This window comes from Vibrio mediterranei, from assembly GCF_900088415.1.
In the GTDB taxonomy this organism is placed as follows: domain Bacteria; phylum Pseudomonadota; class Gammaproteobacteria; order Enterobacterales; family Vibrionaceae; genus Vibrio; species Vibrio mediterranei.
The window spans coordinates 131,765-154,871 of record NZ_FLLQ01000001.1 but is presented as its reverse complement, the minus strand read 5'-3'; the positions used below and the strand labels follow the sequence as shown (position 1 = coordinate 154,871).

Sequence of the window (23,107 nt, the reverse complement as noted above, 5' to 3'; positions counted from 1 at the left end):
CAATGGATTTTCGCTCAGACACAGTGACCCAACCTACCCCAGCTATGCGTGAAGCTATGGCTAATGCACCTGTCGGTGACGATGTTTACGGGGATGACCCAACGGTCAACGAATTAGAACAATGGGCAGCAGAGCGACATGGTTTCGAAGCGGCACTGTTCACAACATCTGGTACTCAGGCAAACCTGCTTGGTTTAATGGCACATTGCCAACGCGGCGATGAGTACCTGTGTGGCCAGCAGGCTCACAACTATAAATATGAAGCTGGCGGTGCAGCAGTACTCGGCTCAATTCAGCCTCAGCCTATTGAGAATAACCCAGACGGTACACTTGATTTTTCTAAGTTGAAAGCCGCGATAAAACCTGATGATAGCCACTTCGCGCGCACCAAATTGTTAAGCCTTGAAAACACTATCAACGGTAAAGTTCTACCATTGTCATATTTGGCAGAAGCAAGGAAGTTTGTTGATGAAAACAGACTGAAACTGCATCTAGACGGCGCTCGAGTATACAACGCAGCCGTGGCATTAGATGTGGACGTAAAAGAAATTGCTCAGCATTTTGATTCTATGACAATCTGTCTTTCAAAAGGCTTAGCAGCTCCTATTGGTTCCCTACTTCTTGGTTCTAAAGCGTTTATCGAACGCGCAAGACGACTACGTAAAATGGTTGGCGGTGGTATGCGCCAAGCTGGCATTTTAGCCGCGGCAGGAAAACTTGCGTTAACAGAGCAAGTCGATCAGTTAAAAGTTGATCACGCTAATGCCAAAAAGCTCGCATTTGGCCTAAATGACATTTCTGGATTTAGTGTAAACGCCGATTTTGTCCAAACAAACATTGTTTTTGCTAAGCTCGATGAATCGGTAAAGATTGATGTTATTGCAGAATCGTTGGCTAAAGAGGGCATTACTATTACCCCAGGTAATCCGATTCGATTCGTAACTCACAAAGATATTTCGAGTGCGGATATTGACCACTTGCTCACACGCTTAAAGCAATTAGTTTAAGACTGTATAGCGCCCTCGCAAGTTAAGGTTTGGTAGTCAAACCTTAACTTGGCTTTATTAATGTTTTTTTGCATTGAGTAGGCGTCATTCCGTATCGTTTTTTGAAGACATAACTGAAGTAAGCGAGACTTTCAAAGCCGCAATCAAGAGCCACCTTAGAAATGCAAGTATCAGAGCATGTTAGTGTTTTCCTTGCCACTTCTAGCCTTACGGTGCTTAACAACACACTAAACTCCAAAGATTCACCTTTCAATTTACGTTGTAATGTCGAATTTGACATGTTTAAGCAACACGCTACGTCTGATAGTTTCCACTTATTTGTCAGATCGCTTAAAATGACTTCGGTCACTCGCTTACTAGTTTTTTTCTTCGCCATTAATTCATAGAAAGGATCAATAACACCACAGACAACCAGTTCTCTAAGAATAGAATATGCTAATGAGCAGTGTAGCGTCGCTGCACAGTGGACATGGATGTTTTCTAATGTGACATATGCATCAAGATAATGACCTATTTTATCTCTCACATCAGCCTCACATTCCGAAACGCCCTCTTTCTGTTTGAAGTTCGGGTCTGAACTAAACATGGATATTGTAGAATTAAAAAACTCTTCAGTAATCGTTACCACTTCTAACTCAATTGGCTTATTGGAAACTGATCGTATATCTATATGAATGCTTTTTCCCATTGGGAAAAATACAACACTTCTATTAGAAGCTGCTTCTTTTTTTCCACAAATAGAAAACGTTCCTTCAGCATTGATTAATCTAATAATTTTATACTCAAGCGAATATACTTCAGTTAAAAGGTTTTGATGCGGAAGAACTACTCTGTCAAAAGCCACTTTATTATCGTACACAATACCACCTTATTGCTCTATTGACTTTCAATCATTCTCAATATTTCGCCTACTGAAATAGGATATGAAAGATAGTAGCCCTGAAGATAAACATTATCCAATGCTATCTCACTTCTCTGATAAATAGTCTCTACCCCTTCGAAAATTACACCATCTTTAGAGTGTTTATTAACTCTATCAGTTAGGACTTTTGCAGTTATTTTCTCGTTAAGTTTGTCAGAAAAATAGGATTTATCGATTTTGATTAAATCCCACTCAACCTCCGTCAAGACGACATTGCTAGCATGCGATAAAACAAGGTAATCATCAAGCCAGAGCTTAATTCCACAATTCCTAAATCTATCTAAATTTCTCTCGATTATGGGATTGTCAAAAGAGTATCTAAGCACATCAATTTCAATAGCTAACTTACTTGGAGAAAGCGATATCACATGGTCAACAAACCCATTATCAATAAGTAAATTAACTGGTATATATACAGAAATTAAAGCCTTACCAAGTTGTCTTTCAATCTTCTTTGCAATGTCGACCTGACTCAATGCAATTTGTTTAATAATCTCCCCATCAAGACAAAAAAATATTTCTTCTACTGTCAGTTCAGAATCGAAAATTGTATTTACGGAAACTCTCGATAACATCTCATATGCATAAACTTTATTCTCTAACGAAGATAGTATAGGTTGAATTACAAACTCTAACTCTAGAACATCTTTTTTATTTGAGTCAGAGCGTATTTTTACGCCAGAATATTTTCTATCACATTGCATTCGTTTCATATTAGGAGCACTCCATAACTTGGGTTCATAGAAACTATTCTCATACATATAAGTTTGTCAGTTCAATATGTTATTCAGTCATTTAAAAAATATGACTCTATTTCTAAACTATTAATCTGATTTATTTATGTTCAATAGAACTGCGAACGCATAAAAGCATGTGAGCGATGTCTCAATTCAATTTACGTGCAGCAATTAGTGCTTTAGATTACCCTTAGGGTAAGCCTTACAATAGATGTATATACTTGAAAAATCAAAAATCTATGAAATCAACCCAGATACTTATATTCGCGTCAATTTTCGTACCGTTGCTAAGTCATGCAAGCTCCTTCGGAAATCCCGAGCTAGGTGAAATGAAAGCACCAAGCTGTGTGTTCTGCCACAACCCTAATGGAGCTCCTACTCAAGCTAACTACCCAAACCTTAACGGGCAAAACTCGCTTTATCTGTTTAATGCTATGAAAGCGTATCAAAATGACGAGCGCCAAGGCGCGATGGCAGAACTTATGAAGGCTCAGCTTCAAAACTTAACGGAAGAAGACTTGAAAGATATTGCTGCGTTCTATTCAACTATCGATTAGAAGAGTATTTATCCTCTGTTCAATCGCACTTATAGCCATAGACACTGTAAGAGGCACATGTGCTTGATAAGGGTGTAAGGAGTAAATAGGATTAGGTTTCGTCTTCTCTATTTCAGCAACTGGTTTTATTGCCATGCTTTCACCAAGTAGAAATTCAGGAACCAAGCCTATACCAAACCCTCTCTCGATTAGGCGAATAGCATCGTAGATCGTGTTGACACGGTGTGCTGGAACAAACGTTAACTCTTGTTCCGTATTTAATTCTCGATGATGTATTTGCGCTGGTTGCCAATGTTGAGCCACATATTGGCACGATGTTATATCTACTTCATTGTTTTTCGATTGGCATAGGACGTCAGAAAACTGACCAAGTTTCCTTTGTTTTAGATTGGAATCTCCAGATGCGCCTACACGAATTGCTAGATCAATATCCTGCTGAATTATGTCCACGTGGTCATCGTCACTTACCAAGTTCAGCGTCACATCAGAAAAATCATTAAAAGTATCAGCGAGCGCTGGTATGACAATACTCTGCATCAACGCGTGTGGCGCTGTCACCGATAGTCTTCCTGATGGCGTGTTCATCGACTCTGATGCCTCAATCCACGCAGATTCGGCATGCTCTTGCATGAGAGCGCATTGATGGTAAAAACGCTCTCCGGTAGAAGTCAGCATCTGCTTGCGCGTCGTGCGTTTTAGTAAGCTCGTATTCAACTCATTTTCTAACTGTTTTAGCGCTGAACTAACTACAGATTTAGACACATCGAGTTTATCAGCCGCTTTAGTTATCGAGCCACTTTCAACGATTTGTACATAGATGGACATTAAACGCAGTTTATTCACGATAAGCTCTCTTAATTGTTCTTTTTAGCAGAACATACCTTTCCAATATGTTTGTTTTTCATTACCAATACTATCTCTATGATTAGCTCTTACACAACCCAAATTGAAAGGTATGATGATGACTCAATCAGCTTTAGAACGCTCAAAAACTGGAATTTCCGCATGGCAAGTTGCATTTAATAACCAAGATGCTGCTGGCTGCGCGGCACAATACGCCGAAGACGCTGTAATGGTAGCGAAACCTTTTGGCACATTTGAAGGTCGAGAGGCAATACAGGCATTCTGGCAAAACATTATGGATCAAGGATTTAAAGACGTTGATTACACCAATACTAAATGGGAAAAGGCTGGAGAAACGTCGTACATTTTGACCTCAGACTGGACAATGAACAACGCCTTTGGAGTTGTTCATAAAGAGCTATGGGAAATTCAAACCGATGGTGCGTCTCGGTTAACTTATGATGAGTTTGAAGTGCTTGGTGAGCGTTAATGGTGTGATGGTATCGGTCTGTCTTTGTTATTGTAACTCTAGTATAAACTACTAACTTGTTACCTACCGTAAATTACTTAACTCTTTTAAGCGTCGCATAAATAATGGACATAGTTTTATTATTATGAGGGTTAAATTATGGGTGTAAATCACTACGACAGAAAAACACTGGTTTCAGGTTATTGGACTCTACATAATTTCCATTATGGTCATGTCGCAGAAGCGAAATGTGAGCTTAGTGTTATCAAACGAGTTTCAATTCACAAAACACCAAGTGATCCATGTATTCACCTCTCAATAGATATTTTAGATAACGATGAAGAGAAGTTGTTGAACGTTTATCTATTAGCAGATCAGCAAACCATTTTGCTCAATGAGTTTGTAGAATATCAGTGCGTTCGTGGAGTAACAAAGCTTATTCGCTTCGCCATTCCACCACAATTTGCAAGGTATTTTACTAACGAGGAAGGGTTCAGGGTTCAGCTCAATGATCAAGTTGACGAAATATCAACAGCAGGTGCTGGTGACGTTATCAGCAACGCAATACGTTATAAAACAGAAATTTGCCAATGACACACTAAACTGAACTATCAAAAAATAGAACCTTCCATGTGAAGGTTCCATTTAAAAAACACCAATAATAATCAAAAATGAACATTTTTCGCCACTAGCATACACCCAATGACTAATAAAAAGATATGTACGATTCGGTGATAGTCAATTTTGTATTTGTGTAAAAGATGATAGCCGATCATCCCGCCAGTTAAACCAATGACAAACGCTGGCATTGCCGACATCACCAAAGATAACACTTCTTCAGTTATCAAACCTTCATTCCAAAAACTCACGTTGGCACCAATCATCTGCAACATAAAGAAGAAAGCCAATGTCGATTTGGTTTGATCGGCCGTCCAAGGCTGCATCGATGTATACGCAATCACAGGAGGACCCGATTCACCTACGCTAGCACCTAAAACACCTGAAGTGAAACCTGCCCCTACTGTTACCGGAACAGAAGTCTTTTTAAACAAAGGCTTAGTTGAGCGTAGAGAATGTAAACTTGAAGTAACTAACACAATTCCCATAGTCAAAAGAATGTACTGGGAAGGCATTGTTGCAAGTAATTTAGCGCCAACAAAAGAAGCTGGTACCGAACCGGCAAATAGAATCAATCCAGTTTGGCGTTGTATTGAATGGCGCATTTTCCAAACGATTGGCAAAGTAACTAGCCAGCCAAAAATGCCAGCAATTGGAACTGCTGTTTGAGCTCCAACAATGAATGAAAGCAACGGAACCGACACTAACGCTGAGCCGAATCCCGTTAGCCCCTGTGTGAAACCCGCTAATGCAATGATCAACGAAACGAGTATTAAAGTGGTATCCATATGTCCTGTTATTCAGCCGTTAAAAGTTCTTCACACTATAGACTCATGAAATTTAATAACCATTACTCGTGTCACATTTTGTTGTTTTATGTACTTTTTGATTCGTTAGTGTGACTATTTTCTCAGAACAGGACGTTCATCTCCTTATAATGACCATATCCATACAGTTTTGAACAATACGCTCACTCAAAAGCGTCTATAAGACTAAAGGTGTTTTTTACAGGCTCTCATCCCAATCAGCCTTCCCTTCAGCTCCTTGTAGACAAACCGTGGTAGCGGATAAACACGAGCACTCATCGATCTTCAACACGGACGCCTTTAAAGAAGTATCGATTTGAAACTGTTAACGAATTCATCGTATTTAAATTTATGAGGTAAACAATGGATCACTTCCAGTTAGAGTCGGAGCAGTTGTTTGAAACACAGGCTCATCAGCACACGTCAGCAAGGGGAATCGAAGAGTTTGATAAGGTTTATGGGTTAGGATACCAAGTGGATCATGCCGATTGGTCCCCTTTCCCGCGAGTCAATCAATTAAGACAAACCTTCCTAGATAGGTCGTATGATATCGACGTTGAACGTCTTCGTCTTGTTACCGAAGCATATCGAGAGAATGAAACCTTACCACGTATCCTGCAGACTGCTTTCGCTTTCCAGAACATTCTCCATAACTGCACACTGCACGTTTATGATGACGAACTAATCCTAGGGGAGATTGCTGCTCCAGCAAAAGCCTCACCTATTTATCCTGAATTCTCTGTTGACTGGATCATTGACGAAATCCTTCACTCTCCTTTTGAAGAACGAAGTAACGACCAATTTTATATACGTAGTGAGCAGGATAAAAACGAAATTTTGGAGTTATGCGCATACTGGAAAGGCAAAACGGCCAATGAGATCATTACGGCCCACCTTGATGATGACCAAAAGAAAGGCTCACATATTGGTGAAAAAGTCTTTCAGACCAATAACTACCATTTTGCAGGCATCGGACATTTTGCCATGGACTTCACTAAGCTCATGACGCTTGGTTATGACGGGGTTATCTTGCAGGCCGATTCCGCATTGAAGAAATTGTCGAAACAAGACCCAGACTATAGCGATAAACGAGATTATTACAAAGCGACCATTGTGTGTTTAGAAGCGGCTAAGCACTATATTACAAGGTACGCGCAGTTAACGTCTGAAATGGCGGGACATGAAACTGACGCTAAACGCAAACAAGAACTGTACACCATGTCCCTCAACTGTCAGCAAATCGCAGGTGGTGCTCCAAAGTCTTTCTGGCAAGCTATTCAGTTATTCAATTTTGCCGTTACTTTGACCCAAATTGAGGGAAATGGTCACTCTATCTCTTATGGTCGTATGGACCAATGGTTACTTCCCTTCTACCAAAAAGATGTCAATGAACGTGCCGTATCAAAGTCGTTTATCTTAGAGCTCATTGAAGTGCTTTACGTCAAAATGAACAATCCAACTAAGCTCAAAGATAAAGGCACAGTAAAAGTTCGCAATGGTCGAGGTTTTGGTGGAGAAAGCTTAACTCTAGGTGGAGTAGACTCAGAAGGTGAAGACGCCACCAACGACCTAACAATGTTAATGTTGGAAGCATCAGCCCATACTCGAATGATGAACCCTTGGGTCTGCGTTCGAATGCACGAGAAAACACCGTACGAGCTCAAGATTAAGACGATTGAATGCATTAGAGCCGGTTACGGTCACCCTAAATTGTTCAATGATACCCCAGCGATAAAAGCCATGTTAGGTAAAGGGGTGTCTTTAGCTGAGGCGAGAAATTACGCTGTAGTTGGCTGCGTTGAACCTACAATCCCCGGCAAAGAGCATGGTTGGTTGGACGCCGGCTACGTGAATACCGCAAAAATGATGGAAATGGTCATCAATGGTGGACGAATTCTATCAGGACCAAATGCCGGCCAGCAACTGGGGCCAGATACTGGCAGTTTAGAAACTTACGCAACATTTGAACAAGTTCTCGAAAGTGTCGATAAGCAGTTTGCGTACTGGTGCGATCAATTATGTACCTGCTTAAATGTCACCGACAAAATTCATCGTATGGTCAAACCCACTCCCTATATCTCAGCGTTTTTTGAAGGTTGTATCGAAACCGGACGAGATATGACATTTGGTGGTGTGAAATATAATGGTACTGCTCCGCAGGCTGCTGGAGTAGCCACTTGCGCCGATTCTCTTTCTACCATTAAGAAGTTAGTATTTGATGACAAGAAGTACACGGGTAAACAACTGCTTGATGCTGTGAAGAATAATTGGGTTGGTTATGAAAAGCTGTACGCGCTCGTCAATAGCTCCAAGATCCCCCATTATGGCAACGACAACGATGAAGCCGATGAGCTATTCACCTTTATGTTTGAATGCTATTGCCGTCATATCAAAGGACGCATCAACCCTAGAGGCGGAAAGTTTAGTCCAGGCGTATACACCGTCAATGCGAATGTTGGTATGGGCTTATACACCAATGCGTCGTTAGATGGTCGCAAAAATGAAGAACCTATCTCTGATAACATGGGACCTGTCCATACCGCAGGCGGTTCGCACGATACGCAAGGCCCGACCGCTATCGTCAACTCCGTCACTAAGGTAGACCACAGCTTGGCAACCAATGGCACTCTACTCAATTTACGTTTTCCAGAAGACGCCGTTTCAGGTATTGAAGGAAGAGATATTCTTGTCAGTTTTATCGACGAATACATCTCCAAACAAGGCATGCACGTGCAGTTTAATATTATGAGTTCGGACAAAATGCGCGCCGCTCAGAAAAATCCTGAGCTATACAGAGACATGTTAGTGCGAGTAGCAGGATACAGTGCGTATTTCGTGGAACTTGGGAAACCTTTGCAAGACGACTTAATTCAACGCACCGAGCTTAGGTTCTAACAAATAACCTAATACAACTACTGTCAAGCTGGGCATTCAACGCCCAGCTTCTAACTTAATTGAGGTTATTTGTGTCAAACCAAGCCACCGTATTGAATGTACAGCGTTTCACACTCCACGACGGTCCAGGGATCCGAACTGAATTCTTCCTTAAAGGATGTCCTCTACGATGTGATTGGTGTGGAAACCCGGAGAGTTTTAATCGCAGAATAGAAGTCGGGGTCTACCATAACCAGTGCATCTCAAATGAGCACTGCGGAACGTGTTTAGATGTTTGTCCATCGCCCGATATGTTGACGTTTTCCGATGATTGTCTATTTGAAGTCAAACGTGATTTTTGCTCTTCCTGTATGGCTTGCTCTGACGACTGCCCTGCAGAAGCAATCAAACAATGGGGCAGTTTCATGACTTTGGATGAGTGCATGGCGGCTATCCGCAAAGACAAAGGCTTCTATCAACGTTCAGGTGGAGGTGTAACTGTGTCTGGCGGAGAGCCCCTTTTACAGAGCAACTTTGTATTGGAGTTGTTTAAGTTATGCAAACAAGAAAACATCCACACTTGTTTAGAATCGAGTTTCTTTGCTAACTGGAACCGAATAGAAAAGCTCCTTCCCTATACCGATCTATTTATCTCCGATATTAAGCTACTAGATAGCCAGCGCCACAAAGCGCACACCGGAGTTGATAATCGCAAAATCCTCAATAATCTTAGAGCATTGAGTAAAACTGAAAAGCCCATCATATTGAGAATCCCAGTTATCCCGTCCATCAACGATGACGATGAGAATATTGCCGCGACCGCCGATTTCATTATTAATGAGCTCAACGGACGCGTACAAACGCTGCAGTTACTTAGCTTTATGCGCTTAGGGGAAGAGAAATACCGCTCATTAGGGTTGCCATACAAGATGGCCGACCTAGTCTTTGACCGTGACAGCTTTCAACTAAGGGTAAATCAAATTGCCGACTACTTTAATCGCCGAGGCATCCATTGTACGGTTGGAACCAAAAACGCCAGCCTGAAATGCGCAAATTAGAATCCATCAAGATTAAGAGGCACTTCTTTACCTAGCCAATATGCATAAGTGGTGTGATCAATAAGGTCATCGCCAGTGTCAGCGTGTACTAAAACACTGAGTTCGCCTCTAACACTATCAAGCCAAGGGATAAGTGCATCAAAGTCTTCACGAAAGAACAAAATCTGGAAGCTCCATTTCGTATGAGGCCCAACAGGCTTTTGATGTACTCTTCCGACATGCAGACAAAATTTTTCTGTAATTGTTTCACTTAACACGGTAGCCATTTCTAAAGAAGATTGATCAAAGTAGACGTGTGCATGGTATTTATCGTGAAGGTTTTTGGGGGTTTGAGGTGATGTCATGGGGTTACTTTGCGATAAAATTGCGTGAGGAAATAGTGGCGGGATTGTAACTGATATCTATCTGAAAAATAAGGGAAGAAGTTAAATTCTTACCCTTATTTTCTTTGAAGTAAATTAGCGCTTTTTACCACGATTGGCATGAATCTTAAGCTTGGCTTTCATCTTACGTTTATCCGCCCCTCGACCTTTACGGCGAGGTGCAAGATCAGGTTCGACTTCAGAGGCCGGACTTGGTTCAAAGCCTGCCAACCACTCTTGTGGTAATCGCGTATCTAGCAAACGCTCTATTGCTTCTAGAAGATACTGCTCATCGTGACTCATTAACGATACTGCAAAACCCGCATGCCCCGCTCGACCTGTTCGTCCAATACGATGGATATAATCTTCCGCTTTATACGGCAGCTCAAAGTTCACAACTTGCTCCAGCTGCTGAATATCTAGTCCACGAGCCGCAACATCCGTTGCAATCAATGCTCGTACTTTTCCGGATTTAAAATCATCCAACGCTTTTTGACGCGCTCCTTGGCTCTTATCACCATTGATCGAAACCGCATTGATGCCATCGAGCTTAAGCTCTTTTGCGAGTGCATCACTACCCTGTTTTGTTTTGGTAAACACCAATACCTGTTGCCAATTGCGGGAACCAATTAAGTACGCCAGCAGTTCGTGTTTACGTTTTTTGTCGACGGGATAAACCATCTGTTTTACGGTATCTGCCGTCGAGTTCGCTGGGGTGACTTGAACTTCGATGGGCTCATTCATAATACGATGCGCTAGCGTTTTGATACGCTGTTCAAATGTTGCTGAGAACATCATATTTTGGCGCTCTTTTGGTAAGCGCTTGAGAATACGATTCAAGTCTGGCATGAATCCCATATCTAACATACGGTCAGCTTCGTCCAAGATTAGATATTCGCATTCAGATAAAGTGATATTGCGGTTATGTTGGTGATCCAAAAGGCGTCCTGGTGTTGCTACCAAGATATCAGCACCACCAACTAGGTTTTTAGTTTGTACGCCCATACTTGTGCCACCGTAAGCAACAACTACTTTAAGTCCAGTGTCTTTTGCTAACGGTACTAAGCTATCAAACACCTGTTGTGCAAGTTCTCTTGTTGGTGTGAGTACTAAAGAGCGAATAACTTTTGAGTTAGACTCTCGATCCTTAGGTTCTTGAGCAATTTTGTGAATCAAAGGAAGCCCAAACGCCGCAGTTTTTCCCGTGCCTGTTTGTGCTCCGGCTAAGATATCTTTGCCATCAAGAACATGTGGAATAGCACGTGCTTGAATAGGTGTTGGCGACTCATAGTTCAACTCAGCTAGGTTTTGATGAATTGTGCTACTAAAAGCAAAAGAATCAAACGAAGTCACGTCTTCGGAAGCATCAAGTAAAGTCTTGTCTGTCATAAATTCGCCAACAGGTATTATTTAGGGGTCGCGAGTGTATCAGATAACACGACATTGGTTAACGCCATTATTGACTTAGTTCATCAATCATGACTTGAACGGTGTATAACTGCTACTACCGAGCAGATATACCAATGCTTTGCTTTCAACTTGCTACTTAGACTAAATGTTTCTTGGGGCAAACATGATAATTGCCATACCAAGTAATGCGACTGATACGCCGACAATATCCCACATGGTTGGACGAATGCCGTCAACAAGCCAAAGCCACAATATCGCGACGAAAATATATACGCCACCGTACGCTGCATAAACTCTGCCGGCCGCCGTAGGGTGCAAAGAAAGAAGCCAAGCGAACAACCCAAGGCAAATCGCGGCAGGGACAAGCAACCAAATTGACTTCCCTTCTTTTAACCACAAGTAAGGCAGATAGCAACCTAATATCTCCGCCACGGCCGTGACGAAGAACAGCCCCATTGTTTTTAGTTCAGGCATGTAAAGTATCCAATAACTGGATGGAGGCAGCGTCTTCCACAACTGTCACACCCTGGCTAACAAGATGCTCAATGACTTCCTGCACATTGTCAGGAAATACGGCACGCGTCGAAGCTAAATTGAGAATAACATTAAAGCCTGCATCGACGAGCTGTTCAACAGACTTTTTCACACAGAAGTCTAGAGCCAAGCCACCAACAATCACATTCTTAACCCGTTTAGATTGTAAAAACTCAATCCCTCCCGTTGATAATGTATCAGCTTGGTCGTGATAAAATGCACCATAAGGATGAGCATCTGGATCGATGCCTTTATTGATTTGAAAATCATAGTCGCGAATCGCTGGCAGTCCTGGAAGCAACTCCACGCCTTCCGTTCCCACTACGCAGTGAGGATTCCATTTGATGTCGACCTCAGGCAATCCGACGGGTTCCAGCATACGCTCAGGCGTTTCCGCTTCCCAAGCAGCGCCAGGAGCGTGCATATCTCGAGAAACCAGTTTTAACGCCGCTTTGCTATGATTGTTTACCAGTTCTGTAACAATCTCTAGCGCGCCTTGCACTGGCAATTCATCGGGACACAGCTCGCTAAATCCTTTTTGAGGGTCCACATCAATGGACGCAGTTTGGGATTTAAAGAGTTGTATAGTGGTCAAAGACATGGTGACTTCCTTCACGATTCGTCTAGGGTTTAATCGGTAATACTCTCTATCATACTTAAGTAAATAGATAACACACGTCCTTTACGAATAGCGTCTTCACCCAACAGGGTATTTGACAATTTTCTCAGCCTTATCTAGAGTGCCACTTCTTTATCAATCCTAGTAACACAGTAGGAATGCCGGATGTCAGGCTCACTTTTCAACGATCGTATTATTCAAAGCGCACTCGACCTAGACGTATACAAAATCAATATGATGTTTGCAGCGTTCACGCATTATCCGCAGACTCGCGTGCGTTACGAACTTATTGTTCGATCGAATGAAGATTTATCAGACCTCCAACCCCTTATTGAAAAAGAGATAAACGCTCTTTCAGGCTATCGATTTACGACCGAAGATATTGCTTATTTAACAACCCAAGCCCCTTATCTAAATGACAACTTCCTCACTTATCTGTCTGACTTCGCATTTGCTCCTAAGCACCAAGTGAAGGTATCTAAGACTGATGAGCAGCTTAGTGTTTCCATTACCGGCATTTGGCACGAAACCATTCTTTACGAAACCTTGGTGATGAGCATTATCTCAGAGCTGCGCAGTCGCCAACGTTGGAACGCAATACCTTACTCTCAGTTCACGACTACGCTTGAACAAAAAGTCGATGCAATAAAATCCGAACTGAAGAAACGTTCCATTGAAAATTTTCAGTTTTCTGAAATGGGTAGCCGTCGTCGATTTAGCGCGCCGGTTCAACGCGAGGTGGTGAGCTACTTCAAGCAACATGCTCCTGCACTAATGAGTGGCACAAGCAACTATCAATTAGCAAAAGAGCTAGACCTTACGCCAATTGGTACCGTGGCACATGAATGGTTTATGGCGCATCAAGCACTAGTGGAACCAGAGAAGTCGCAACAAGTTGCTCTAGACCTTTGGCAGTCTACGTTTAATGGAAAACTTGGTATTGCGCTTACTGATACGATTGGTATTGATGCCTTTCTAAAGGACTTCAATGTAGAGCGAGCCAATGACTACGCTGGCGTGCGTCATGATTCAGGCAATCCTTTTGAATGGGGTGACAAGATGATCGCGCATTACCAATCCCTTGGTATCGATCCAATGTCAAAAATCTTAATTTTCACCGACGGACTAAACTTTGCTGACGCTCTCGACATATGTGAGTACTTCGCGGGTCGTGCGAATATCAGCTTTGGTATAGGTACATTCCTAGCCAATGACATGGGCAATTGGCAACAAGACTCTGTGCAATACCAACCCCTGTCTATTGTCGTCAAAATGGCTGAATGCAACGGTCGTCCTGTTGCAAAAATCAGTGACGAGCCAGAAAAAGCTATGTGTGAAGATGAAGAATTTTTGGCTGAATTAAAGAAAAGCTTCGGTGTACAAAGCAAATATGCGGCGTAAGCTCACACGTTCAACCACGCCGCTATTTCCATCCTTGAAGCCACTTTTCGCTGTCTTTTAACTCTGTCCAATCAATCGGATATTCGTTACGAGACAGCACGGCTTCAAGCTTGCACGACATGACTGTCCCATCCTCTTCAAACTCGACTTCTGACACCAGAAAGTGCTTTTCTCTATTAAGCGGTTTAATCGCCGTCCATTTGCTGTTTCGTAATTTCGCTGGATTAATACGATTCATTTCAAACCCATAACCATCTGTTTATCATTAGAATTTCTTCTACGCGTCAGGTATAAATTAAGTTCAAACAAGACAAACATAGTTCGCCAAATCGTCAGAAAATCTTCCCGATCTTAATCGCTTGCTCAAGAACCTCGGGATAGAGTTCAGCGAAAAAGTCTGAAAACTCTTGATAATTCTGTTCTAGTTGCACTCCACAATCAGCAAGAGGTGTCATGCGCATACTTCTAAGTGACATTCGCTCTAAGGCGTACTGTATGTTTTCTAGTTCACTGTATGACTCTAACCAACGTCCTTGCCACATATGAGAAGTCATATTGATAAAACGCTCTGGTAATACTTCTTCAGTAGACGTAATCTTTGCTTCTGCACTATCAACAAATTCTTGCAGGGTTTGATGGTGGTAATCATGCCATCGCTTGGCTAGACAATGGTCCCAAAACATATCCATGGCGATAGGCGCAAATCGTTTTAGGTCTGGATCGAAACGCTGTTTACACAGTTTGGTGATGGCATGGTTGTCGGTATAAGAGTCGACAAAACGGTGCAGCCTGATCCCTTGGCTAACATCAGAATTATAGAGCTTTGAGGGGTCCCCCTTAACAAAGTCTCCAAGTAAGTTGCCTAGTAGACTGCTCTGACAGTGATCCGCAATGTGCAGGTGTGCTAAGAAATTCATAACTCTCCATTACTAGTCGTTTGCTACATTGTGGTGACTGTTATCCAAACGGTCAAATCCCACACTCACTCATAGCATCGTATGCGCCAAGTGTAAATCTGACGAAACACTCAATAAAAATCTGATATCAGCCATCAACTCGACACCACCCTGCCGTCACAATTAAACTCGCGCCTCTTACATTTGTGAAGTTCCACGAAGGATCGTTTGCACTGTAGATATCATTTTTATTTTCAAAGGAAGTGTCTTTATGGACAAAGATCATAGCCTTAGAGAGAACCTACTCGCTCTCACTCTTGGCAGCGCACTGGTATCACTTGGCGTTATTTTTTTCAACCAAGTGGGGCTACTGACCGGTGGCACTGCGGGACTCGCGCTGTTTATCACTAAAGTGACCGCTCTCAGTTTTGGTCAAGTGTTCTTTATGCTTAACCTACCGTTCTACATTCTTTCGGTAACCCGAATGGGATGGCAGTTCACCATCAATACCTTTATTGCCGTGAGTATCGTTTCATTCGCGGTAGACCATCTTCACCACGTCATTCAGATCGCACATATTGAACCAATCTATGCTGCGTTGATTGGTGGCGGACTAATTGGAATGGGCATGTTGGTCATTTTCCGTCATAAAATGAGTTTAGGTGGGTTTAATATTCTCGCTCTGTTCTTGCAAGAGCGCTTCGGCATTCGAGCGGGCAAAGTTCAAATGGCACTAGACTGCACTATTGTGGTTCTGTCACTGTTTGTAGTCGATTTCTACCTCATCGCTCTATCCGTTGTCGGAGCCATTGCAACTAACCTAATTTTAGCGATGAATCACAAGCCAGGGCGTTATCAGCCCTTACCAAGCCAGTCATAAAATTCCGATCCCCAACGTGGCTTAACTAAGTGAAGCCACGATAAAATCAAAATGAGCGTGCGCACTTCCTTTAGCATCTTTGAGCTCTAATTGAAGCAACTCACGCTCATTACCACCCCACCACTCATTACCTATTTGCCCTTGCAAATATAGTTGTGTGGTTAACAGTTCTCTATTTCCAAGCCATAGCTTCACATGAATATGAGGCGGCCTTCCTGTATAAGGTACTGGGTAGAGAGTAGTGAAATTAAACCTGCCCTCTTCGTTGGACTCAGTTGCCCCAGAACCAGCAAAGTTTCGATCGAATTGTTCAACGCCAGGCTGTCTAGGATGATCATAAACACCAGCACCATCGCATTGCCAAATTTCCACACGAACTTGCTTCATAGGTTTGCCTTCTGGTGTTTTCACATGACCACTTAGTTCGAGAGTTTTCCCAATGAGCGATGATTGATTGAGAATGAGATTTGAGCGAACTGGAATAGTGTTAAGCGGATAAAATGGGCCTTCTGCCTGTGTTGGCGTCATTGGCAGGCGTGTGTTAGCCAATACAGGCCACGCAAACCACACCGAGCATATGGTCAGAAAATCTCTCCTTTGCATCGTACAGTCCTCCACGCTTCTTAAAAACAATTGTGGCTCAGATGGTTCGGATTGCCAGTTTTTGATCAATTGCATTCACTGTCCTCACACATTTTGCAAATGTTGTCGAAATAACAGTCATCGGAAAACAGTTGATATACACTTAAATCAAGAAAAAAGGAGTTTATTCAATGATAAAGATGTTGGTATGCGATTTTGATGGAACAATCAGTGGTGGGCCTACCGATGAGTTATCAGAGTTTACTTCCTACGTTGAAGCTCAAACAGGTATGCAGTTCGTAGTCGCTACGGGGAGAACCTTTCATTCAATTAACGATGGATTAGCTCAGCATACGTTACCTAGACCTAACACTATTGTCAGTGACGTCGGTACTCAGATTCATCATAAACGTACGCTAACCCCTGACTATGACTGGCACACAAAAATGGATTGTCTATGGGATGAAGGACGAGTTTCTGCCGCGTTACATGATTGTGGCTTTTTGGGGAAACAGACACCTGAACATCAGGGCAGCTATAAGCTGACTTATGAAGGGAGATTAGACGGTAAGCAATTACAGTACCTACAAGCTCTGTTTCAAGAAAATGAGCTGTATGTCGACCTCACCTACTCGCACGATTGGTTTTTAGACATCACACCAAAAGGTATAAATAAAGCAACAGCCATCCACCACTTAATGAATAAGCATAAGCTCTGTCCTTCAGAAGTTGTCGTTGCAGGCGACTCCGGCAACGATACCGCTATGCTGACCATAGCAGGGATTAACGCAATATTGGTGGCGAATCACTATCAAGAGGTCGCGCACCTTTCTTCTTTATCTCATGTCTATACGGCGAAAAATACCCATGCGCTTGGTGTACTCGAAGGGTTAAAACACTGGCAAAACAATCGATGAATGTGTAGATCCAAACAACAAAAAAGCCAGTAGTGTTAACTACTGGCCATGTTTAGCTATCTTAAAGATGATTATGCGTTTGCAAAATCTAGGGAACGTACTTTTTGTTTAAGTTCTGGAATCAGTGTAGAACTCGCGCTGAATTTTCTCAGCCCTAGATTCATCAATAGCTCTGTCGCTTTAACATCCCCTGCCATTTCACCACACATACTAACCGAAATACCGGCTTTGTTTGCAGATTGAATGGTCAGTTCGATAGCTTTAATAACCGCTGGTTCGAAGTAATTTACTAGCTCAGCAACTTCAGTGTTTCCTCGATCAGCCGCCATAACATATTGTGTTAGGTCATTGGTGCCAATCGAGAAGAAGTCGACCTCTGCCGCTAAGGCATCCGCGTTGAATACCGCAGCTGGTACTTCAATCATTATGCCAACAGGCAGAGTGGATTCAGGCAACCCCAACTTATCACACTGTTTAGCGATCAATGCTTTCACTGCTTTTACTTCAGCAACCGTTGCAATCATTGGAATCATCAATTGAATGTTAGGTTGTTCTGCGTAAGCTCTTAAAACTGCACGTAACTGCGTTTCAAAAAGCGCTTCATGCTTCAAACACAGACGCACGCCACGTTGACCCAAGAAAGGGTTTTCCTCTTCTGGCATCGGATATGCGGCAAGCGGCTTGTCACCACCAACATCAAGACTGCGGATCGTGATTGGCTTGTCGCCAAACGCAGCTGCAATCTTTTTGTAGACCGTATATTGTTCATCTTCTGTTGGTAGTTCTGCGCTTTCTTGGAACAAAAATTCGGTACGGAACAGGCCAACCCCTTCAGCGCCATTGGCTAACGCCGCTTCTACATCTTCAGGACCACCGATGTTAGCCAAAGCGTGAATCGAGGTACCATCTTGGGTTACTGCTTGTGATTGAGCGTTTTGTAACGCGACCTCTTGAGCCGCAAGCCATTCATGACGCTTGCTATTTAGCTCTTCCTGTACCGCTTGAGTTGGGGCAAACCACAATAATCCACTGAAGCCATCTACTGTGATGTTATCACCTGCTTTAACCTGTTCAAGGCAACCTTGAACTTTTACTATTGCAGGAATTCCCATAGCTCTTGCCAAGATAGCACTGTGAGAGGTTTTACCGCCTTCACTTAGACAAATAGCTACCACTTTTGATTTATCAAGACCCGCCACATCCGAAGGCATTAAGTCACGAGCGAGTAAAACGCTTGGCTGCTCGATGGTTATCGCCTTCGGTTTCTCACCCGTCAATGACAGCATCACTTGACGACAAATATCATAAACGTCTGCTTCACGCTCACGCATGTATTGGCTTTCCGCAGCTTGATATTGTGCCGCTAGCGCCATCATCACGTCCATCCACGCTTGCTCAGCGATTAACTCCGCTGCAACTTTTGCTTCTGCTTGAGTCGCAATTTCAGGGTCAGCCAACATCATCGCATGCGCAGCAAAGATTTCACCATGCGGCAATTTTGCTTGAGCTTCTAAATGTTGCTTAACCTCTGCGATAGCGTGTTTAAGCTTCGCAAATTCTTGCTCTGCATTGGTAAATGTGCGTATCGGAACATTGGGCATTTCTTGGGTAAAGATGACTGCTGGAGCCGTCACGATACCGCCATTGACACTAATACCGGCCAAAGCACCTTCAATATCGTTAGTAAGCTCGGGAGCTTGCTCCAATACCTCTTCTACTACTTCACCTTTAGCGACTTGTTCCGCTTCACCAAAGTGCTCATTGGCAAGGCTAACAAAAGCATCTAATGCGTTTTGGGCATCACTACCACTGACATAGAACGTAATCTGTTCATCACAACGAACTCCTAATTTAGCAATGCTATTTAGACTCTTCGCACTGACTTTTTGTCCTGCTTTTTCTAAATACACATCACTAGAAAACGGCGCTAGACAACCAACGATTGCCGCAGCTGGTCGTGCGTGAATACCATGAGGGTTTTTAACCATCCATTGAAAGCTTAACGCATTCGCATCGTCGACAGGCTCGCCCGCAAAGTCAGGAGACTGCACAGTAAGATCCTCACCTAGATGTTCTTTTTTTACATCTAAAGCGCTGGATGCTTCAGCGATTACTGCCTCAATAGGCAAGCCAGCCGCTGCCGCTACTGACGCTGCCATTGTGCCTTCTACTATTGGAGCAGACACCAACGCGACTTTGTCACGGGTCTCATCATCTAACAGTTCTAATGCCATTTCAGTACTAAGTAGCGCACTACCTAAGTCCATTAAAACTACAGCACCATCTTGGTCACATACTTCTTCAATCGCCCCCATAACGGCAATTGCATCTGTGCCGATTGGGTTCTCAGGATCATCAACTCCCGCTGCGATCGCAATATTAGCTTTGCCTTGCGTCATTTGAGTGGCCAGTTCGGCCACTCCTTCTGCTAATAGGCGGCTATGCGATACTACTACAATGCCTACCATGCTTACTTTCCTGCTATCGCCTGTCTTAGTGCTTTGATCATTAGAAGTGATGACGTCGCACCAGGATCTTGGTGACCGATACTGCGCTCACCTAAATAGCTTGCACGGCCTTTCTTCGCTTGCATTTCAATCGTTGACGTTGCACTTTTCTCTGCAACTTCCACCATTTCATCAAGTAAATGATCTGGGCTAGTACCGCCTTCTAGAGACGTTTTCATCTCGTTTAGTACAGGTAACCAAACATCACACATGGTCTTGTCGCCCTGCTCTGCTTTACCGCGAGAGATGACGCCATCAACACCACTCTTAAGATCGTCAATTAACTCTTGGAAAGTCAAAGATTCACGGCTTCCTACGGACGCAGCTGTACGAATAAATAACGTGCCGTACAATGGACCACTCGCCCCGCCAACGCTAGACAACAATGTCATACCGGTATTTTTCAAAATGGTTGAGATATTTTGTTTCTCAACTTTTGGCAAGGTTTCTTTTACTTTCTTGAAACCACGATTCATGTTTAGACCATGGTCTGCATCACCGATGTCACGGTCAAGATCTGTTAGAAAGTCTTGGTTTTCTTCGTACGATACTGCGCAAAGCTCAAGCCAATTAATGATGTGTTGTTTTTCAATTTGCATATGTTATTCCTCGGCTTACCACTTCATCGCTGCTGTATCTACTGGAGCATCGAATAGCTCTAGCATCTCTGTGTCTGCTTTTAATAGCGTGATAGACACACCTTCCATATTCAGAGACGTACAGTAGTTACCCACTAGGTTACGAGCAAGACGGAAACCTTCTTTCTTACAGTTATGCGCCAAACGGTTGTATACACCGTAAAGTTCCGACTCTGGTGTTGCACCAAGGCCGTTCACAATAGCGATATAGTCATGATCTGTTTCAAAGTTCTCAATCGTTGACTCTACTTCGTCCCATTCACCTTCAACACGATTCCAAATACGCAGCGTGCGGCTATAAGCGATGTTTTCTTTTAGCTCAAGGAACATCTTGTCAACCAGCTCGTCAGCGTTGGTGTATTTAATTCGCTCAATACCCGGTTCACCGTGGATACCAACGCCAAATTCAACTTCGTCATCTGCAAGTTGGAAAGATGGTTTGCCCGCTGCTGGTACTACACATGCATCTAAAGCAACACCGAACGAGCGGCAGTTATTATTAATACGGCGAGCGAGTTCTTCACACTGCTCTAATGAGTAACCTTTGTCTGCTGCTGCACCCACGATTTTCTCGACAAGTACTGTACCAGCAACGCCACGGCGGCCTGCGGTATATAGACTATCTTTTACCGCTACGTCATCATCAATCAACACCGAGCCAACCTTGATACCGTCAGAATGAAGAAGCTCCACCGCTGTCTCAAAGTTCAAGACATCACCAGTATAGTTTTTGATGAAGAATAAAACGCCTTCGCCCGTGTTCACTTGGTTACCGCACTCGTACATTTGGTCGGGTGTTGGTGACGTAAATACTTCACCTGGGCAAGCACCCGTCAACATACCCTTACCAATGAAGCCCGCATGCAATGGTTCGTGACCCGCGCCGCCACCGGAAACTAACGCCACTTGTCCTGGCGTTTCTTCATGCCACATATAACGTGGCTCGTAGTTAGCTTTTAATTGTGGGCGAGAGGCAGCAAGACCTTCCATTTGCTCTTTTACAACGTCTTCAACACTATTTATTAGCTTTTTCATACCTTGTTTCTCTTTTGTAATTTTTAATGTTCGTTTAATTGGATTTGTGTAGGTTTAGGTCCATAATATGAACAAATCCTCCCCAGACAACGAAAAGAATTTACGTTTCATAATGAAACATTTCCGTTTATTTATCGTTTCATTTTGGAACGCCAACGTCGCTATTTTGTCCTTTTAGTGATCTACTCCAAGATATGAGCATACTCTCCATTCTTCGCAAATCTGGCTTTGCTAGCCATGTCATAAAAACAACAAGCGCAGTGGAGAATGACTTAGTAAACGCAGCCTTGATATCTATGATGAATCCAACGTTGAAACAAAGATAACCATTAACAGAAGGTCTGAAAAAATGGACAAAATTATTATTAGCCCAAGTAAGTATGTTCAAGGTGAAAACGTATTAGGCTCTATCGCTAGCTATGTAAAAGCACTTGGTGCTAACCCACTTGCTATTGCTGATGAATTTGTAACTGGCCTTGTAGGCGACACAGTTAAAGAAAGCTTCTCTAAAGAAGATATGCCGTTGGCAATGGACGTATTTAACGGTGAATGTTCACGTGTCGAAATCGACCGCCTTACTGACATCTGCGCAACTCAAAAGAACGATGTCATCATCGGTATCGGTGGCGGTAAAACGCTAGATACGGCTAAATCAGTAGCGTTTTACACTAAGATCCCAGTTGTTGTAGTACCAACTATCGCTTCAACTGATGCGCCAACAAGTGCACTAGCGGTTATCTATACACCAGAAGGCGAGTTCGCTGAGTATCTGCTATTCCCTAAAAACCCAGATATGGTTGTTATGGACACCAAAGTTATCGCTGGCGCACCAGTTCGTCTTCTTGTAGCTGGTATGGGTGATGCTCTATCTACTTACTTCGAAGCACGTGCCAACATGACATCTGGCAAAGCAACAATGGCTGGTGGCGCACCAACACGCTCTGCCCAAGCACTGGCAAAACTTTGCTACGAAACGCTGCTTGAAGATGGCCTAAAAGCAAAAGTTGCCGTTGAAAATGGCGTCAGCACTACGGCTGTTGAAAACATCATCGAAGCAAACACATACCTAAGCGGTATCGGCTTTGAAAGCTCGGGTTTGGCGGCTGCGCACGCTATTCACAACGGCTTAACGAAACTTGAAGAATGTCACCACCTGTATCACGGCGAAAAAGTAGCATTTGGTACGTTGGTTCAACTTGTTCTAGAAAACGCACCAATGGAAGAGATTAACACTGTAATCAACTTCTGCCGCGAAGTAGGTCTACCAACTAACCTGTTTGAAATGGGCGTAAAAGAAATCAACAAAGACAAGCTATTTGAAGTAGCAGAAGGCGCAACGGCTGAAGGTGAGACCATTCACAACATGCCATTCCCTGTTACTGCAGACAGTGTGTTCGCGGCGGTCCTTACTGCACACCAACTTGGTCAAAAGTAA

At 43.1% G+C, this 23,107-nt stretch carries 24 protein-coding genes; 10 read left to right on the top strand and 14 right to left on the bottom strand.

All coding sequences use genetic code 11. From position 1 onward, the window contains the following. The first annotated feature begins 2 nt into the window (after positions 1 to 2). A complete protein-coding gene (gene ltaE, locus VME0621_RS00715) occupies positions 3 to 1,007 on the top strand; it encodes a low-specificity L-threonine aldolase (protein WP_062463846.1) in 1,005 nt (334 codons plus the stop codon). A 43-nt stretch (positions 1,008 to 1,050) separates the two neighbouring features. Here the strand turns inward: ltaE and VME0621_RS00710 are convergent, their stop codons facing one another. Both VME0621_RS00710 and VME0621_RS00705 read right to left on the bottom strand, forming a co-directional pair. Beyond that, positions 1,051 to 1,866, bottom strand: coding sequence for a helix-turn-helix domain-containing protein (locus VME0621_RS00710; protein ID WP_062463844.1), 816 nt, complete (start codon positions 1,864 to 1,866; stop codon positions 1,051 to 1,053). A 17-nt stretch (positions 1,867 to 1,883) separates the two neighbouring features. Then, the gene (locus tag VME0621_RS00705) at positions 1,884 to 2,642 is read right to left on the bottom strand and encodes an EAL domain-containing protein (RefSeq protein WP_062463842.1); all 759 of its coding nucleotides are present in this window, start codon (positions 2,640 to 2,642) and stop codon (positions 1,884 to 1,886) included. A 263-nt stretch (positions 2,643 to 2,905) separates the two neighbouring features. Between VME0621_RS00705 and VME0621_RS00700 the strand changes: the two genes are divergently transcribed. Beyond that, positions 2,906 to 3,223 (top strand): c-type cytochrome, encoded by a 318-nt coding sequence (locus tag VME0621_RS00700; protein ID WP_038227003.1) that lies wholly within the window; start codon positions 2,906 to 2,908, stop codon positions 3,221 to 3,223. Here the strand turns inward: VME0621_RS00700 and VME0621_RS00695 are convergent. Further along, positions 3,209 to 4,066, bottom strand: coding sequence for a LysR family transcriptional regulator (locus VME0621_RS00695; protein ID WP_062463840.1), 858 nt, complete (start codon positions 4,064 to 4,066; stop codon positions 3,209 to 3,211). The two genes, VME0621_RS00700 and VME0621_RS00695, sit on opposite strands and share 15 nt — an antisense overlap. A gap of 118 nt (positions 4,067 to 4,184) precedes the next feature. On the opposite strand from VME0621_RS00695, the gene VME0621_RS00690 reads away from it, so the two are divergent. Beyond that, positions 4,185 to 4,556: a YybH family protein gene (locus VME0621_RS00690; protein ID WP_062463838.1), complete on the top strand. Its 372-nt coding sequence runs from the start codon at positions 4,185 to 4,187 to the stop codon at positions 4,554 to 4,556. 138 nt (positions 4,557 to 4,694) lie between these two features. After that, positions 4,695 to 5,129, top strand: a complete 435-nt coding sequence (locus tag VME0621_RS00685; protein WP_031493468.1) for a hypothetical protein — start codon at positions 4,695 to 4,697, stop codon at positions 5,127 to 5,129. A gap of 71 nt (positions 5,130 to 5,200) precedes the next feature. On the opposite strand, the gene VME0621_RS00680 is transcribed toward VME0621_RS00685, so the two are convergent. Further along, on the bottom strand, positions 5,201 to 5,941 hold the full coding sequence (locus VME0621_RS00680) for a sulfite exporter TauE/SafE family protein (protein ID WP_065311638.1): 741 nt from the start codon (positions 5,939 to 5,941) through the stop codon (positions 5,201 to 5,203). A 381-nt stretch (positions 5,942 to 6,322) separates the two neighbouring features. Between VME0621_RS00680 and hpfG the strand changes: the two genes are divergently transcribed. Together hpfG and hpfH are read left to right on the top strand one after the other, a co-directional pair. Then, on the top strand, positions 6,323 to 8,854 hold the full coding sequence (gene hpfG / locus VME0621_RS00675) for a (2S)-3-sulfopropanediol dehydratase (protein WP_062461344.1): 2,532 nt from the start codon (positions 6,323 to 6,325) through the stop codon (positions 8,852 to 8,854). Between the two features lie 71 nt (positions 8,855 to 8,925). Further along, entirely contained in the window at positions 8,926 to 9,891 is a 966-nt protein-coding gene (gene hpfH, locus VME0621_RS00670) for a (2S)-3-sulfopropanediol dehydratase activating enzyme (protein ID WP_038165968.1), read from the top strand. On the opposite strand, the gene VME0621_RS00665 is transcribed toward hpfH, so the two are convergent. From VME0621_RS00665 to VME0621_RS00650, 4 genes are all read right to left on the bottom strand, one after another. After that, entirely contained in the window at positions 9,888 to 10,235 is a 348-nt protein-coding gene (locus VME0621_RS00665) for a DOPA 4,5-dioxygenase family protein (protein WP_062461341.1), read from the bottom strand. The two genes, hpfH and VME0621_RS00665, sit on opposite strands and share 4 nt — an antisense overlap. 114 nt (positions 10,236 to 10,349) lie before the next feature. Further along, the gene (locus VME0621_RS00660; RefSeq protein ID WP_231892895.1) at positions 10,350 to 11,642 is read right to left on the bottom strand and encodes a DEAD/DEAH box helicase; all 1,293 of its coding nucleotides are present in this window, start codon (positions 11,640 to 11,642) and stop codon (positions 10,350 to 10,352) included. Between the two features lie 162 nt (positions 11,643 to 11,804). Beyond that, positions 11,805 to 12,137, bottom strand: a complete 333-nt coding sequence (locus tag VME0621_RS00655) for a YnfA family protein (protein ID WP_038227010.1) — start codon at positions 12,135 to 12,137, stop codon at positions 11,805 to 11,807. Continuing rightward, entirely contained in the window at positions 12,130 to 12,798 is a 669-nt protein-coding gene (locus VME0621_RS00650) for an isochorismatase family protein (RefSeq protein ID WP_062461338.1), read from the bottom strand. The genes VME0621_RS00655 and VME0621_RS00650 overlap by 8 nt, the downstream gene beginning before the upstream one ends. A gap of 183 nt (positions 12,799 to 12,981) precedes the next feature. Here VME0621_RS00650 and pncB point away from each other — a divergent pair, with 183 nt between their 5' ends. Further along, positions 12,982 to 14,217, top strand: a complete 1,236-nt coding sequence (gene pncB, locus VME0621_RS00645; protein ID WP_062461335.1) for a nicotinate phosphoribosyltransferase — start codon at positions 12,982 to 12,984, stop codon at positions 14,215 to 14,217. 22 nt (positions 14,218 to 14,239) lie between these two features. Here the strand turns inward: pncB and VME0621_RS00640 are convergent, their stop codons facing one another. Together VME0621_RS00640 and VME0621_RS00635 are read right to left on the bottom strand one after the other, a co-directional pair. Then, positions 14,240 to 14,455, bottom strand: coding sequence for a TIGR02450 family Trp-rich protein (locus VME0621_RS00640; RefSeq protein ID WP_006069640.1), 216 nt, complete (start codon positions 14,453 to 14,455; stop codon positions 14,240 to 14,242). A 94-nt stretch (positions 14,456 to 14,549) separates the two neighbouring features. Next, the gene (locus VME0621_RS00635) at positions 14,550 to 15,134 is read right to left on the bottom strand and encodes an acyl carrier protein phosphodiesterase (protein ID WP_062461332.1); all 585 of its coding nucleotides are present in this window, start codon (positions 15,132 to 15,134) and stop codon (positions 14,550 to 14,552) included. Between the two features lie 250 nt (positions 15,135 to 15,384). Between VME0621_RS00635 and VME0621_RS00630 the strand changes: the two genes are divergently transcribed. After that, positions 15,385 to 15,993 carry a DUF6198 family protein gene (locus VME0621_RS00630; protein ID WP_006069638.1) on the top strand — a complete coding sequence of 203 codons (609 nt, stop codon included), beginning with the start codon at positions 15,385 to 15,387 and terminating at the stop codon, positions 15,991 to 15,993. 21 nt (positions 15,994 to 16,014) lie between these two features. Here VME0621_RS00630 and VME0621_RS00625 read toward each other — a convergent pair whose 3' ends face one another. Then, positions 16,015 to 16,596 carry a dioxygenase family protein gene (locus tag VME0621_RS00625; protein WP_062461363.1) on the bottom strand — a complete coding sequence of 194 codons (582 nt, stop codon included), beginning with the start codon at positions 16,594 to 16,596 and terminating at the stop codon, positions 16,015 to 16,017. 170 nt (positions 16,597 to 16,766) lie between these two features. On the opposite strand from VME0621_RS00625, the gene VME0621_RS00620 reads away from it, so the two are divergent. Next, a complete protein-coding gene (locus VME0621_RS00620) occupies positions 16,767 to 17,492 on the top strand; it encodes an HAD-IIB family hydrolase (RefSeq protein WP_062461329.1) in 726 nt (241 codons plus the stop codon). Positions 17,493 to 17,563: 71 nt separating this feature from the next. Here VME0621_RS00620 and ptsP read toward each other — a convergent pair whose 3' ends face one another. From ptsP to dhaK, 3 genes are read right to left on the bottom strand one after another with little or no spacing between them, the layout of a single operon-like run. Further along, positions 17,564 to 19,960: a phosphoenolpyruvate--protein phosphotransferase gene (ptsP, locus tag VME0621_RS00615; RefSeq protein ID WP_062461328.1), complete on the bottom strand. Its 2,397-nt coding sequence runs from the start codon at positions 19,958 to 19,960 to the stop codon at positions 17,564 to 17,566. Positions 19,961 to 19,962: 2 nt separating this feature from the next. Next, the gene (gene dhaL / locus VME0621_RS00610; RefSeq protein WP_006069634.1) at positions 19,963 to 20,598 is read right to left on the bottom strand and encodes a dihydroxyacetone kinase subunit DhaL; all 636 of its coding nucleotides are present in this window, start codon (positions 20,596 to 20,598) and stop codon (positions 19,963 to 19,965) included. A 15-nt stretch (positions 20,599 to 20,613) separates the two neighbouring features. Next, positions 20,614 to 21,672 carry a dihydroxyacetone kinase subunit DhaK gene (gene dhaK, locus VME0621_RS00605; protein WP_062461325.1) on the bottom strand — a complete coding sequence of 353 codons (1,059 nt, stop codon included), beginning with the start codon at positions 21,670 to 21,672 and terminating at the stop codon, positions 20,614 to 20,616. 349 nt (positions 21,673 to 22,021) lie between these two features. Between dhaK and VME0621_RS00600 the strand changes: the two genes are divergently transcribed. Next, positions 22,022 to 23,107 (top strand): glycerol dehydrogenase, encoded by a 1,086-nt coding sequence (locus VME0621_RS00600; RefSeq protein WP_062461322.1) that lies wholly within the window; start codon positions 22,022 to 22,024, stop codon positions 23,105 to 23,107.